We start from the raw sequence: 12,717 nt of genomic DNA, 5'->3' as shown, positions 1-12,717 counted from the left end.
GTTAATTTATATTTTACCTATATCTAAATCTTCCCTGAGATGTGGCTTAGGCATCGTGGTAGGGAGGATTTAGGAAGGTAAAATTAAAAATAGTGAAAGATTGGTATAGCTCAAGTGGCTAAAGTTTGGCTTTGCATTATCCCGATAGTAAAAAGAAATATTTTACCTATAACAATAGTTTTAAAATCTTTATAAAAACATCATCAAGTTGATGAGATTGATATAGACGCTGTGGTGCGTACCGCCAAAGCTAATCACGCGTGATAATGCTTATTTTACAAACCAAGCACTTGCTTGGTTTGTAAAGTGGAGATATATTGTGAAGTATGGCTGGGTTGATGTGAGGGGCTGAGGTCATGGTCATCTGGGCTATAACAATGTCATATATTGGGCAAGGAGCTTTGATTCAGGTCATGTTGCCCCTGTGATCATCTGGTTGCGTATGATGTTGATCCTGTATAGCTAACCTGTGATTAAGAATGAAAAATTAGGAATAAAATGAGTAATCTGGATACTTTACAAGTGGATGACAGCATCCAGCTTGAACGACAAGGCGGTATTTTAACGCTATGGCTGAACCGACCTGAAAGCCGTAATGCCATGAGTCTAAACATGGTCAATGCCATTCAGCAGATCTTTGCTCATATTGCCCAAGATACCTCGATTCGTGCCGTGATCCTGCGTGGAAAAGGCGGGCATTTCTGTGCAGGTGGAGACATTAAGGATATGGCAGGCTTACGTGTTGAAGCTGCCAATGCTGGTAGCCTACAACCCTATATTGATTTTAACCGCCGTTTTGGTGCCATGATTGAACAGGTGGATCAAGCACCGCAAACTGTTGTGGCGATTTTAGAGGGTGCGGTATTAGGTGGTGGTTTTGGCTTGGCTTGTGTTTCTGATGTCGCGATTAGTCGTGATAACGCCCAGTTTGGATTACCTGAAACAGGTTTGGGTGTGTTACCCGCACAAATTGCTCCTTTTGTGGTGAAACGAATTGGACTGACCCAAGCGCGTCGTTTGGCACTGTTGGGCTTACGTTTTAATGGTGAAACCGCGTTAAAGTTCAGTGTAGTGCATGAAGTGGCTTCGGATGAGGCAGCGCTTGAACAGAAACTTGCTGAGACCGTCCAACAGATTAAACGTGCTGCGCCGTTGGCATCCCGTACCACCAAAGCCTTATTACATCGGACCTTAAATGAGTCTTTAGACACTTTGCTTGATGATGCTGCACAGCAGTTTGCCCAAGCGGTTGGTGGGGCAGAAGGTCAGGAAGGCACGATGGCCTTTATTCAAAAACGTTTGCCAACTTGGGCAATGGATGAGCAGTGATCAGCAAAGCAATGCTTTGCCACTGCGCAAGAGTGATCAGCAAAGCACTGCTTTGCCACTGCGCAAGAGTGATCAGCAAGGCGAAATGATGCTTTGAGAGAGAATAAAAATGGCTTTTACAAAAGTTTTAGTGGCAAACCGTGGTGAGATTGCCGTTCGGGTGATGCAAACAGCGAAAGCAATGGGCTATCAGACCGTTGCAGTATATTCAGATGCCGATGCCAATGCACGCCATGTTCAGGTTGCAGATGAAGCAGTGTATATCGGAGCGTCTAAAGTTTCAGAATCCTATCTGTCGATTGCCAACATTATTGCAGCCTGTCAAAAGACAGGTGCCGATGCGGTACATCCTGGCTATGGTTTCCTGTCTGAAAACACTGATTTTGCACAGGCATGTATTGACCACAACATTAGCTTTATTGGGCCGACTGCACCTGCAATTGAATTGATGGGCAGCAAACGTTTATCCAAGATTGCCATGATTCAGGCAGGTGTGCCGTGTGTTCCTGGCTATGAGGGTGATCAGCAAGATATTGAATACTTGGCTGAACAGGCAGAGAAAATTGGTTTCCCTTTAATGGTGAAAGCTTCGGCAGGTGGTGGTGGACGTGGTATGCGTTTGGTACACCAGTCGGCTGATTTGTTGGAAGCCTTAAAGACTGCGCGTTCAGAAGCAGAAAATGCCTTTGGTTCAGGTGAGTTGATCATTGAAAAAGCAGTGATTGCACCGCGCCATGTGGAGATACAGGTATTTGGTGATACCCATGGCAATTATGTGTATCTATTTGAACGCGATTGCTCGATTCAACGCCGTCACCAAAAAGTGGTGGAAGAAGCTCCGTGCCCAGTCATGACCCCAGAACTACGCCAGAAAATGGGCGAGGCTGCTGTTGCTGCCGCTAAAGCCTGTGATTATGTCGGTGCGGGAACGGTTGAGTTTTTACTAGACCAATCGGGTGAGTTTTATTTCCTTGAAATGAATACCCGTTTGCAGGTGGAGCATCCTGTCACAGAAATGATTACAGGGCTGGATTTGGTGGAATGGCAACTGCGTGTGGCCAATGGCGAAACTTTGCCATTACAGCAACATGAATTGACCCTAAATGGCCATGCGATTGAAGTGCGTTTATATGCGGAAGACCCACGTCAGGACTTCTTGCCACAGACAGGAAAAGTGTTGCGTTGGCAGCCTGCTGCGTTGCCGAATGTGCGTATTGATCATGGCATGCTGGAACAGGGTGAAATTAGCCCATTCTATGACCCAATGGTTGCCAAGGTGATTGCCTATGGTAAAACCCGTCAGGATGCCATTCGCTTACTGGCAAGAGCAGTTGATGATTGTGTGTTGCTGGGTGTAAACAGCAATAAACAGTTTTTGGTGAATTTACTGCGTCATCCGATTATTGTGGCGGGTGATACCAATACCGCATTTATCCAGCAGCATTTTCAGGATGATGTTAGCCTGCATCAGCAAAGCCTGAATATTGAAACATTGGCGGTAGCTGCGGCGTTGTTTACCCAGCACAATCAGTCAAAAGTTTCTTGGCAAACAGGTGTTTCAATCCCGTTCCCACTCAAGCTGAAATATGCAGACCAGCAATTACTGCTGCATGTCCAAACCAATCACCAGCAAGTGAAAGTGGAACTATGCGACCAGCAAAGCACGGTGGATGTGGTTGAAATTAGTGATGATCAGATTATTTACAATGTGAATGGTGTGCGCCGTAAACTAGATTATGTGCTTGATCAGAATCAGCTTTATTTAGATGCGGGCAATGGCAATCTTGTCATTGAAAATATCACTTATGCGGCTCCAGAGGCTGCTGAGGTGGTGGGCGATGGTAAAATCCGTGCACCAATGGATGGAGCGATTGTGAATCTGTTGGTTAATGTGGGTGACACCGTAAGCAAAGGCCAAACCTTGCTGGTCTTGGAGGCCATGAAGATTCAACAACAGATTAAGTCTGATGTGGATGGTGTGGTTGATGAACTGATCGGTCAGGTGGGACAGCAGGTGAAAAAACGACAATTACTGTTAAATGTCACGATTACATAAAGCGTATAAATTAAAAAGCTAGGTTCCACCCCTAGCTTTTTAATAGTCTTTCAACTGCGATCAGTGAGTGTGTGGAATTGTCTTTCGGATTAATCAATAAGTTAAGGATTAAGCTTGATCAGCGGCAACAATCGCGGCACTGGCCTGTTTTAAACTATAAAGCAACTGTCCGAGTAGAACATCCTTATTACTCAGCGTCACCATGACCATCGGATGATGTGGTGCAGGAATGGAGGTCAGGATTGCCTTGCCATTTTCCGCATCGAGGGTGATGCTTTGACACCCAGTCAACTGGATTTCATTCAGGAACGCACTGACCATTGCCAGAATGGAACTGCTGACAGCAGCCAGCTTGGTACTGTTATAAGGATTCTTCTTATAAACGGAAGCCAGTTCAAATCCATCTGTTGAACAGAGCATGATGTAATCAATACCCCGAATGTTCATTAAAATATCATTGGCCTGGCCTTTCGCCATTTGAATGAGTTCTTTGGGCGCCGTACGTTGTTGACTCGGGATACTGAACATAATTCTTCTCTTTATAAAGCGATTAATTTGTTGCTTTTAAATTGACTTCTAATGCTGCAATCAGTGATTCAATCATGAGCAACACATGCTCCTGTTTACGGGCATCAATAAAAAACAGGGGATATTGATACTCGTTCTGTATCAGCCACTCCCGATAAATAGAGGTAGTATGTTCCTTGTTTTCATCCACATGCGTAATACCAATCGAAATATTCTTGGTATAGTCCTTAAACGTGTCAAGATAGCCCTCAAGTTCTTCAAGGGGAACCTTGCTGTTATGGTCGACTAATAGAATAACACCTAAAGCACCCTGACAAATAACAGGCCAGATAAAGTCAAAGCGTGATTGTCCAGGTGTTCCATATAAACCAATCTTTACCCCATCATCTAATGTAATTTCACCATAATCAATACCAACTGTCGTTTGCATCTTATTATGGGCCTGACTATCTGTATTGAGTGCTTCGGTGGCAAGGACTGGAATTTCAGAAAGGGACTTAATCGCTTCTGTTTTACCTGCACCCATGCTTCCTGCAAACACAATTTTATATTGTTGAAGAATCATATTATTCCTTAAAGTCCAAAGCGGCGTCTGATTTTGCCGAAAAATTTATTCAGAAGACCTTGCTGTTCAGCGGGTTGTACAGCAGTTTCAGTTTGTAAATAATGGCTTTCTGAAGCAGGGATAATGCCGCCGTTGTTGGAAACAATGCAGGCAGCAATAAACTGTTGAACCGTTTGAATGGGGAGTTTTAATTGTGTGGCGACTTGGGAAAGTTGTGCTCCCTGTATAAAGCAGGCTGAGAGATGCAGTGTAATTTTTCGATCGCTACTCTGCGCTGGTTGAGGCCAGTATTCGATTTTATAGTATTCACTTTCGTTTGGCGCTAAACGCTGAAATTCAGGTGAATGCCAAAACAGGTTCCATAACCAGTCCTGTAAATTATATTCGACCTTGCGGGACACCTTGGTGAAGTCTGAGGTGGTCGCAAATCCATAATTAAAACTGTGGTTGGTCTGGGTCTGGGTTCGTGTCGGCTCTAGCCAGGCAATCTGGCTACGTGTGTCAATAATTGCCAGAGTGCCGCGATCATCAAAAAGATGAAGTCGGGCATTTTCTGGATTCAGCATGTCTGTTAAAAACTTTTCATTGACCGCATCATGTGCTGAAACAGGCTCTATCTTGGTGTATTGAGATTGTTGCTTGGATAGATAACTTAAAAGACGAAGATGAATCCATTTTTTCAAGGCATCGGTCTGTTGAAAGGGTAAGTAAATTGTATTGTGTTCTTCTATATTACAAGTTCCTTGCCCTTTGGAAACCTTTAAGCAGGGAAGTTGTTTTTGTTCTAAAATACGTTGAATGCCTTCAGTATCAAAAAAATTTTCATTTATGAGTAGTAAGTCGATATTTGGATGGGCAATGTTAATCCAGTTAATGCCAAATTCATGAGGTATTGTTTTTCTAAGTTCTATTTTTAATTCATCTGAAACTTTTAAACTTATACCCGAAATCGCGATATTAATGCAATGTCCATTCATAGTATCACTTTAATAATTTATAAAATATTGGACTGCACAAAACTAGTCTTTATAATAGAGACTAATAATAGACCGCTTGTATATATATTTATCTTCTTATTATAAATAAAGAAGATGAAAATATATACAAGAAGTCTAATTATATTAAATCATTGTGTAATTGCCAATTAAGCAAAGTCTAACTCTTTTTCAAATGTTTTTAACTCATGTCGAGCCATTGCCAGATTAGATTTAGTGCGGTCCAATACCAGATAAAGGAACAGGTTGCCATTGCTTTCCAGAGGGCGGATCAAGTGATATGCCTTACCAAGGGTGATGAGAATATCTTCAATATCATCATTCAATTTCAGTGAGTTAGCAACACGGCGTTTTGCTCGAACAACCTCAGTGTTACCCGCAGCTGCCAATTCTAAATCAAGTGTGCCCCCACCTTGAGTTGCCAGCGCCAAACCGCTTTCTGTATCTACCAAAGCCGCGGCAACGAAACCATCAATATCTGTCAAGCTTTCTAATGAAATTTTAGCCATGATTTTATCTCTACTAATACATCTTGTTTATGAATTTATATTCTCTACTTTTGTTTTTGATGAGTTTTCAAAAGTAGATAACCTTATTTATAGGAAACTCTTTTATGAAATCAATAATACTTTGAAATTATTGCAATCACAGGAATGCTAATAATTGACAATTTTTCTCAAATAAACAGGTCAAAACACCGAATAAGGGTTGAAATTGAGCTTTAATGTGATTTTATTCACATAAATATTGAAAATATAATGCTGCTTTTGATTGTAAATAAATGTAAATATTTTTCTTGTTAAACTGTATTAAAACATATTTTATGAAATTTAAATTTATTATAAGTGCATGATAAAGAAAGTTTTTAAACTTTCTTTATCAATTATTGTTTAATTAATGTGCAAGTAATTGACTGTAAGAATAATACATGAATAGTAAAATGACCAATGCAATGATTGGGGACAGTAGATAGGACCAGGCTGGAACATCTGCTTGTTCAACCTCAATTTCTTCAGCGTGATGGATGCTAGGTTGTGCCTGATGAACCATTTGATTGAACTCCTGCATGGTGGTTTCCAGTGAAATGTCTTGCTGCTCAACAGGTTTGGAGCCTTTCAGTTCGGTGAGCTGATTAGTTGACCAAACCCAGTCTTCTGCCTGTCCAGACAAGTGCTCGATTTGTCCAAGCAAAAGCTCTGTGAGTCCTGTTTGTCCAAAGTTTCCTGTCTGGTTAAGTTGATTGAGTTCAGTAAACTGTAGACTCAATACCTCTGAGATACTGGGCTCTAGCTCGGCTGGGCTAAGTGCAGATTTATTATGTTTGCAGGTAGTGAGGTGTCGGGCAATTTCCTGAATATAAAGCGGGTCGGCAGCCTTGATTTCATGATAAAGTTTTTTTGGGTCTTGTCTCCAAATGCTAATCAGTTGTCCTAGTGTCAGCACATTGACTTCATGAATATAAAATTGCTTTTCTTTGGGAGAATACTGGCTAAAAAGCTGTGGTTTTTGAAGCTTAATTTGTTCGGAAAAGTATTGAACTAAGTCGAATGCCATCGTCTATTTCCTCGTTTAATCTAAAATTCTAAGAGAAGGTTTCTTTTTACTTGGTTCTGCTTCTTTTTTTGTTTCACTCGCCTGGGCAACATGTGTATCTTCAATGTCCGCATATTCAGCTGGGTCGAAAAATAAACCCTGTCCATTTTCTTTGGCGTAAATTCCCAGCATCGCCCGAACAGGCACATAAATTTCTTTTGCTACTCCACCAAAACGTGCCGAGAACGTAATGGCTTCGTTACTCATGTGCAGAGCATGGATTGCATGTGGGGCAAGGTTCAGAACAATTTGTCCATCTTTTACGAACTGTACTGGAACATCGGTATGAGGTTGTGTGGCATCAACCAATAAGTAGGGGGTCAACTGGTTGTCACAAATCCATTCATAAATGGCGCGGGCAAGATAGGGACGGGTTGGGGTAATGGTTATTTGCTCAGACATAATTAAAAAACTTATTAAATCGTAGAAATGAAGTCATTGTAGCTGTTTTTTTCTTGGGCTGTCATTGATTTAATAAAAGATGATCGGCTAAAGATGCGCTGGCAATACAGGAAAATTGGACGGCAGTGTTGTGGAGGAAGTTCTATCCCCATGCTTTTTAAACGCAGGAAAATGGGTGCAAGCATACAATCCAGAATAGAGAAATTTTCAGACATGAAAAATGGAAAATGTTGAAATAATGGGGTCAGTGAGATCAGGGTATCTCTCAATTCTTTCTGTGCCTTTTGTTTTTGTGTGGGATTGAGTGTGTCTGCGTGACGGAGCATGTGGTCAGCCAGTTGAAACCAGTCCTGTTCAAAACGCCAGATATATTGGCGCTGCTCAGCCCGCGCCATTGGTGCATCGGCATAGAGCTTGTTCTGGCGATAACGGTCATCAAGATATTCTGCAATCACGTTTGCCGAGAAGAGTTTTAGATTTTGCTCAATGAGCATTGGCAACTGGTTGTATGGATTCAGGTCGGCTAAGTCTTCATCTTCATGGTCGGTAATGATGAGCTGATACTTGATCTGTTTTTCAGCAAGTAAAAAACGAATCCAGTGTGAACGGAAATCATCTGCATGACTATAAAGCGTAATACCTTGAACAGGTGTATTTTCAACCGATGACATATCACAAAGCTAGAGATATAAACCGATTAGCATACTAAAAAAATGCTGGAAAAGCATCTTTGTGACACTAAAGTGCCCAGAAATAAAAAACCTCGGAAAAATCCGAGGTTTTTTGTCCAACTCAATAAACGATTAACGTTTAGAGAATTGAGGACGTTTACGTGCTTTACGTAAACCAAGTTTCTTACGTTCAACTTCACGAGCATCACGAGTAACGAAACCAGCTTGACGAAGAGCAGGTTTTAAAGTTTCGTCAGCAGCGATCAACGCACGGGTAATACCGTGACGGATTGCGCCAGCTTGACCACCGATACCACCACCCTTAACAGTGATGTAAAGGTCATATTTTTCAGTTGCTTCCAAAAGCTCTAAAGGCTGACGCACAACCATACGAGCAGTTTCACGACCGAAATATTGCTCTAAAGTACGATTGTTGATTACGAGTTTGCCTGTACCAGCAGATAAGAAAACACGTGCAGTTGCGGTCTTACGGCGACCTGTACCATAATTAGTAGCCATGTGCTGTATCCCTTAGATGTCCAAAACTTGTGGCTGTTGAGCAGTATGAGGATGCTCGCTACCAGCGTACACTTTCATCTTCTTGATCATCGCGTAACCAAGAGGACCTTTTGGCAACATACCTTTTACAGCACGTTGGAAGATTTCTTCTGGTTTGTGTGCAACTAATTTTTCAAAATTAGTTTCACGAATACCCCCAGGGAAACCAGTGTGGCGATAGTATTTCTTATCAAGTGATTTGTTACCAGTCACCTGAACTTGCTCAGCATTGATTACGACGATGTAATCGCCAGTGTCAACGTGAGGGGTATAAGAAGTTTTGTGTTTACCGCGTAAACGACGGGCGATTTCAGTCGCAAGACGACCTAAAGTTTTGCCAGAAGCATCAACAACGTACCAGTCGTGTTGAACTTCAGCTGGCTTAGCGCTGAGAGTTTTCATTAACCACTACCTATTATAGTTGGTTTGGGCAAGGAATCACCCAAACAAAAGGAGACCGAATTCTATATGAATTTGAAAAAGTGTACAAGAACAATTCGATCGGGATGCCATATTTTGCTGTAAAGTGACTGATTTTGTAACTATGGCGTCATGAATTTCAGACTACATTATTTCCCTTGTGACAGTATGGGATTTACCCTATCATTTTTATATCAATTAATTGAAATAAATAGAAGTATCTAGCTCTCTTGGGAACCTTTCATGAAACTGTCGTTTGCCACAAAAATTGCTGTAGTCAGCCTGCTAATTGGCGTTTGCTCTACACAAGCAAACGCACGGCGACTATATAAGTGGGTGGACCAGAGCAGTGTGACCAATTATTCTGAATTTAAACCTAAAGAGGGGACAGAACGCAAGCTGGAAGTTTTGGAAAGCCGTGGTAATGATCATGTTGATCCAGCCATGGCGGTAACCGCAGAAATGAAACCGATTGAGATTCCTGTGGATATGGTCAATCCAGCCAGTTCACCTGTGGCAACCAATCCCAATTCGCAAACGATTTATAAGCAGGGAGCCATTGTTGAGCCATATACCCGTCCAGCAAGTGCTGTGGTGCCAACCCAGCCAATCATTGAGAAAAAAGAACCTGTCACCACACAACATCAGTTAATTAACCCTGAAAAACAGGGAAGGACTGCAATTGCAGAAAGAGCAGCGAGTACAGTTGTGGGAACTGTAGAAAAAGCGAAAAAGGAAGAGCCAGTTATGGCGGCTGTACAACCAGAGAAAAAAGTACAAATCAAGGTCAATCCGTGGACACGTACGGTGGATGCTGTTCCATCAAATTTGGTGCCTGAAAACCTACCTAGAACATTAAGTGGTAATCCTGAGAAGTAATCGCCATACTGAGTGTGATAAAGCTTGGAAACTCGGATGATTATGCTTCCTTTATATGTCACATCAGGTGAACCTGCGGGGATTGGTCCTGATATTTGCTTAAGTTTGGCTGGGCGAGTGGATAAGCGTCCAGTTGTTGTGCTGGCAGATATGCAGATGCTGCAACAGCGTGCAAAACAACTGGGCAATCCTGTTGAATTGGTTGCATATCAGGGACAGGAGCAGTCAAGCCTGTCAGGGCAGCTTTTTGTGGAGCATATCCCTTTAATTGAACCTGTTGAACTGGGACAATTAAATCCCGCCAATGCGGCTTATGTGATTGAGCAGTTACGACGTTCAGCCGATTATGCGATGTCTGGATGTAGCGTGGGTGTTGCAACGGCACCTGTGCAGAAATCCGTGATCAATGATGCAGGGATTACCTTTAGTGGGCACACAGAATATTATCAGGAGTTTGCGGGTGTTGATCGTGTGGTGATGATGTTGGCCACCAAAACATTAAGGGTTGCTTTGGTCACAACACATTTACCGTTGCGAGATGTACCTGATGCGATTACTAAAGAGCGTTTGCATCAAGTGATTGATATTCTTATTCATGATTTAAAAACAAAATTTAAAATAGCTACGCCCCGTATTTTGGTCTGTGGCCTAAATCCACATGCAGGTGAGGATGGTTATCTGGGGCGAGAAGAAATAGAGATCATTAATCCTGTGCTGGAAACCTATCGCCAGCAGGGGATTCACATCAGTTTAAGTTTGCCCGCCGATACATTATTTACCCCTGATCACCTCAAAGAAACAGATGCGGTGTTAGCCATGTATCACGATCAGGGCTTACCTGTGTTAAAATCACAGGGCTTTGGTGAGGCGGTAAACATTACATTAGGCCTGCCATTTATTCGAACCTCTGTCGATCATGGTACGGCACTTTCTCTTGCAGGCACTGGACAGGCAAAATCATCGAGTTTGCATGTTGCGGTTGATTTAGCACTTGATTTAGCCCATCAGTGAGTGATGGATAAATTATTCACGTTGGAATTATTATGTATCAAATTAATGCCCTAAACCCTAAAGATGAAGGGCATCAGGCTCGAAAACGTTTTGGTCAGAACTTTTTGCATGACCAGCGTGTGATTGCCAAAATTGTACGCTCAGTGAATCCACGTGCGGGCGATAATATTGTCGAAATCGGCCCAGGTTTGGCTGCGCTGACATCGCCTCTTATTGGGGAATGCGATGCGCTCACAGTGGTTGAACTGGACCGTGATCTGGCAGCAGGCTTGCCTGCTCGCGTGCCACATCCTGAACGTTTGATCATTGTTGAAGCAGATGCCTTAAAATATGATTTCACCCAGTTGTTTCAGGCAGGCCGTCCACTACGTGTCGTAGGAAATCTGCCCTATAACATTTCAACCCCACTCTTGTTCCATCTGTTAGAGTTTGGTGACAAAGTCAAAGACATGCATTTCATGTTGCAGAAAGAAGTGGTTGATCGTATTACCGCTGTGCCAAATACCAAAGAATACGGGCGTTTATCGGTGATGATTCAGTATTTCTGTAAACCAACCTTTTTGTTTGAAGTACCACCAGGTTCATTCAATCCACCACCGAAAGTGACTTCTGCGGTATTTCGTTTGGAACCTTATGAAACTAAGCCAATTATCGCCAAAAATGAAAAAGCTTTGGCGCGTTTGGTTGGCCATGTGTTTACCCAGCGCCGTAAAACCTTGCGTAACAGCTTAAAAGGCATGTTGGTTGAAGAGGGTTTTGAGAAAGCAGGTGTGGACCCGATGGCGCGTCCAGAAACCTTGAGTCTGGCTGATTTTGTTGCATTGTCTGATCAAATGGTGTTTTAAAATGTCCAAGCGCTATAATTATGTCATTGGTGATGTGCAGGGCTGCTTTGAAGCCCTGAAAGCGTTATTAAAAGAAATTCGCTTTGATCCAGATCAGGACTTTTTATGGTTTGCAGGTGATTTGGTTGCACGTGGCGAAAACTCAGTAGGTGCCTTGCGCTTTGTTAAAAAGCTGGCTGACCGAGGCGCTGCTGCAACCGTTTTAGGCAACCATGATTTAACCCTGATCGCCTGCGCGCGTGGCTTGAAGAAAATCAAAGACAAAGACCGTACACAAGAGATTATTGACGCAATTGATGGTGATGAACTGATTGATTGGCTGCGTAAACAGCCTTTAAGTCTATGTCCGAATGATCACACCTTGATTACCCATGCGGGTGTGCCTTGTATTTGGTCGGCAGAGCAAACTGTGCAGTTGGCAAGTGAAGTGCAACAGGTGGTTGGGCATGACGATCTTACGGTATTGGATGCTTTCCTTGCAGAAATGTATGGTGAGCAACCTGATCTTTGGTCAGATGATTTGACTGGGCAGGCTCGCTTGCGTTGTATTACCAATTATTTAACCCGTATGCGCTTAACCAATGCAGAGGGTAGGCTGGAGTTTGAGTTTAAGGATGCACTGGATGCACCGATGCCAACAGGCTTTCAGCCGTGGTTTGAGTTTGAGAGTCAGGCGGCCAAAACCCACCAATTAATTTTTGGACATTGGGCGGCGTTGCAGGGTAAAACCATTAGCTCTCAAATTCAAAATGTTGATGGTGGCTGTGTCTGGGGGCAGCAACTGGTTGCCTTGCGTTTAGAGGATCAACAGTTGTTTAAGGTGGATAATCCGTTGGCTTAGTAAAACTCCGAATTATTTTTTATT

At 42.7% G+C, this 12,717-nt stretch carries 15 protein-coding genes; 6 read left to right on the top strand and 9 right to left on the bottom strand.

All coding sequences use genetic code 11. From position 1 onward, the window contains the following. Positions 1 to 498 precede the first annotated feature (498 nt). On the top strand, positions 499 to 1,329 hold the full coding sequence (locus F967_RS11760; protein ID WP_004800080.1) for an enoyl-CoA hydratase/isomerase family protein: 831 nt from the start codon (positions 499 to 501) through the stop codon (positions 1,327 to 1,329). Positions 1,330 to 1,438: 109 nt separating this feature from the next. Further along, the gene (locus F967_RS11755; protein ID WP_004800078.1) at positions 1,439 to 3,385 is read left to right on the top strand and encodes an acetyl/propionyl/methylcrotonyl-CoA carboxylase subunit alpha; all 1,947 of its coding nucleotides are present in this window, start codon (positions 1,439 to 1,441) and stop codon (positions 3,383 to 3,385) included. A 108-nt stretch (positions 3,386 to 3,493) separates the two neighbouring features. Here the strand turns inward: F967_RS11755 and F967_RS11750 are convergent, their stop codons facing one another. From F967_RS11750 to rplM, 9 genes are all read right to left on the bottom strand, one after another. Beyond that, a complete protein-coding gene (locus F967_RS11750; RefSeq protein ID WP_004762112.1) occupies positions 3,494 to 3,913 on the bottom strand; it encodes a roadblock/LC7 domain-containing protein in 420 nt (139 codons plus the stop codon). A 22-nt stretch (positions 3,914 to 3,935) separates the two neighbouring features. Next, positions 3,936 to 4,478, bottom strand: coding sequence for a GTP-binding protein (locus F967_RS11745; RefSeq protein ID WP_004800075.1), 543 nt, complete (start codon positions 4,476 to 4,478; stop codon positions 3,936 to 3,938). 8 nt (positions 4,479 to 4,486) lie between these two features. Next, positions 4,487 to 5,455, bottom strand: a complete 969-nt coding sequence (locus F967_RS11740; RefSeq protein WP_004800074.1) for a hypothetical protein — start codon at positions 5,453 to 5,455, stop codon at positions 4,487 to 4,489. 167 nt (positions 5,456 to 5,622) lie between these two features. Continuing rightward, on the bottom strand, positions 5,623 to 5,982 hold the full coding sequence (locus tag F967_RS11735) for a roadblock/LC7 domain-containing protein (protein WP_004800072.1): 360 nt from the start codon (positions 5,980 to 5,982) through the stop codon (positions 5,623 to 5,625). A gap of 385 nt (positions 5,983 to 6,367) precedes the next feature. Beyond that, entirely contained in the window at positions 6,368 to 7,027 is a 660-nt protein-coding gene (locus F967_RS11730; protein WP_004800070.1) for a hypothetical protein, read from the bottom strand. A 15-nt stretch (positions 7,028 to 7,042) separates the two neighbouring features. Then, the gene (locus tag F967_RS11725) at positions 7,043 to 7,468 is read right to left on the bottom strand and encodes a ClpXP protease specificity-enhancing factor (RefSeq protein ID WP_004675483.1); all 426 of its coding nucleotides are present in this window, start codon (positions 7,466 to 7,468) and stop codon (positions 7,043 to 7,045) included. 14 nt (positions 7,469 to 7,482) lie between these two features. Then, a complete protein-coding gene (locus F967_RS11720) occupies positions 7,483 to 8,139 on the bottom strand; it encodes a glutathione S-transferase N-terminal domain-containing protein (RefSeq protein ID WP_004675484.1) in 657 nt (218 codons plus the stop codon). Positions 8,140 to 8,271: 132 nt separating this feature from the next. Beyond that, positions 8,272 to 8,658 (bottom strand): 30S ribosomal protein S9, encoded by a 387-nt coding sequence (gene rpsI / locus F967_RS11715; protein ID WP_004675485.1) that lies wholly within the window; start codon positions 8,656 to 8,658, stop codon positions 8,272 to 8,274. A 12-nt stretch (positions 8,659 to 8,670) separates the two neighbouring features. Beyond that, the gene (rplM, locus tag F967_RS11710) at positions 8,671 to 9,099 is read right to left on the bottom strand and encodes a 50S ribosomal protein L13 (RefSeq protein ID WP_004675486.1); all 429 of its coding nucleotides are present in this window, start codon (positions 9,097 to 9,099) and stop codon (positions 8,671 to 8,673) included. 261 nt (positions 9,100 to 9,360) lie between these two features. Here rplM and F967_RS11705 point away from each other — a divergent pair, with 261 nt between their 5' ends. The 4 genes from F967_RS11705 to F967_RS11690 are packed head-to-tail and all read left to right on the top strand — an operon-like array spanning position 9,361 to position 12,693. Then, positions 9,361 to 9,996 carry a hypothetical protein gene (locus tag F967_RS11705; RefSeq protein ID WP_004800067.1) on the top strand — a complete coding sequence of 212 codons (636 nt, stop codon included), beginning with the start codon at positions 9,361 to 9,363 and terminating at the stop codon, positions 9,994 to 9,996. Positions 9,997 to 10,032: 36 nt separating this feature from the next. Beyond that, positions 10,033 to 11,007: a 4-hydroxythreonine-4-phosphate dehydrogenase PdxA gene (gene pdxA, locus F967_RS11700; protein ID WP_004800065.1), complete on the top strand. Its 975-nt coding sequence runs from the start codon at positions 10,033 to 10,035 to the stop codon at positions 11,005 to 11,007. Between the two features lie 32 nt (positions 11,008 to 11,039). Further along, positions 11,040 to 11,852 (top strand): 16S rRNA (adenine(1518)-N(6)/adenine(1519)-N(6))-dimethyltransferase RsmA, encoded by an 813-nt coding sequence (gene rsmA, locus F967_RS11695; RefSeq protein ID WP_004800062.1) that lies wholly within the window; start codon positions 11,040 to 11,042, stop codon positions 11,850 to 11,852. A 1-nt stretch (position 11,853) separates the two neighbouring features. After that, complete coding sequence (locus tag F967_RS11690; protein ID WP_004683188.1) at positions 11,854 to 12,693, top strand: symmetrical bis(5'-nucleosyl)-tetraphosphatase; 840 nt, start codon at positions 11,854 to 11,856, stop codon at positions 12,691 to 12,693. Positions 12,694 to 12,717: the final 24 nt, after the last annotated feature.

Source organism: Acinetobacter sp. CIP 102637 (genome assembly GCF_000368425.1).
Classification (GTDB): Bacteria; Pseudomonadota; Gammaproteobacteria; order Pseudomonadales; family Moraxellaceae; genus Acinetobacter; species Acinetobacter parvus.
This window is presented reverse-complemented; position numbering and strand designations above follow the sequence as displayed.

Coding starts and splice junctions, on each gene's coding strand:
- F967_RS11760 (WP_004800080.1), top strand. CDS start 499: ATGAGTAATCTGGATACTTTACAAGTGGATGACAGCATCCAGCTTGAA.
- F967_RS11755 (WP_004800078.1), top strand. CDS start 1,439: ATGGCTTTTACAAAAGTTTTAGTGGCAAACCGTGGTGAGATTGCCGTT.
- F967_RS11750 (WP_004762112.1), bottom strand. CDS start 3,913: ATGTTCAGTATCCCGAGTCAACAACGTACGGCGCCCAAAGAACTCATT.
- F967_RS11745 (WP_004800075.1), bottom strand. CDS start 4,478: ATGATTCTTCAACAATATAAAATTGTGTTTGCAGGAAGCATGGGTGCA.
- F967_RS11740 (WP_004800074.1), bottom strand. CDS start 5,455: ATGAATGGACATTGCATTAATATCGCGATTTCGGGTATAAGTTTAAAA.
- F967_RS11735 (WP_004800072.1), bottom strand. CDS start 5,982: ATGGCTAAAATTTCATTAGAAAGCTTGACAGATATTGATGGTTTCGTT.
- F967_RS11730 (WP_004800070.1), bottom strand. CDS start 7,027: ATGGCATTCGACTTAGTTCAATACTTTTCCGAACAAATTAAGCTTCAA.
- F967_RS11725 (WP_004675483.1), bottom strand. CDS start 7,468: ATGTCTGAGCAAATAACCATTACCCCAACCCGTCCCTATCTTGCCCGC.
- F967_RS11720 (WP_004675484.1), bottom strand. CDS start 8,139: ATGTCATCGGTTGAAAATACACCTGTTCAAGGTATTACGCTTTATAGT.
- rpsI (WP_004675485.1), bottom strand. CDS start 8,658: ATGGCTACTAATTATGGTACAGGTCGCCGTAAGACCGCAACTGCACGT.
- rplM (WP_004675486.1), bottom strand. CDS start 9,099: ATGAAAACTCTCAGCGCTAAGCCAGCTGAAGTTCAACACGACTGGTAC.
- F967_RS11705 (WP_004800067.1), top strand. CDS start 9,361: ATGAAACTGTCGTTTGCCACAAAAATTGCTGTAGTCAGCCTGCTAATT.
- pdxA (WP_004800065.1), top strand. CDS start 10,033: ATGATTATGCTTCCTTTATATGTCACATCAGGTGAACCTGCGGGGATT.
- rsmA (WP_004800062.1), top strand. CDS start 11,040: ATGTATCAAATTAATGCCCTAAACCCTAAAGATGAAGGGCATCAGGCT.
- F967_RS11690 (WP_004683188.1), top strand. CDS start 11,854: ATGTCCAAGCGCTATAATTATGTCATTGGTGATGTGCAGGGCTGCTTT.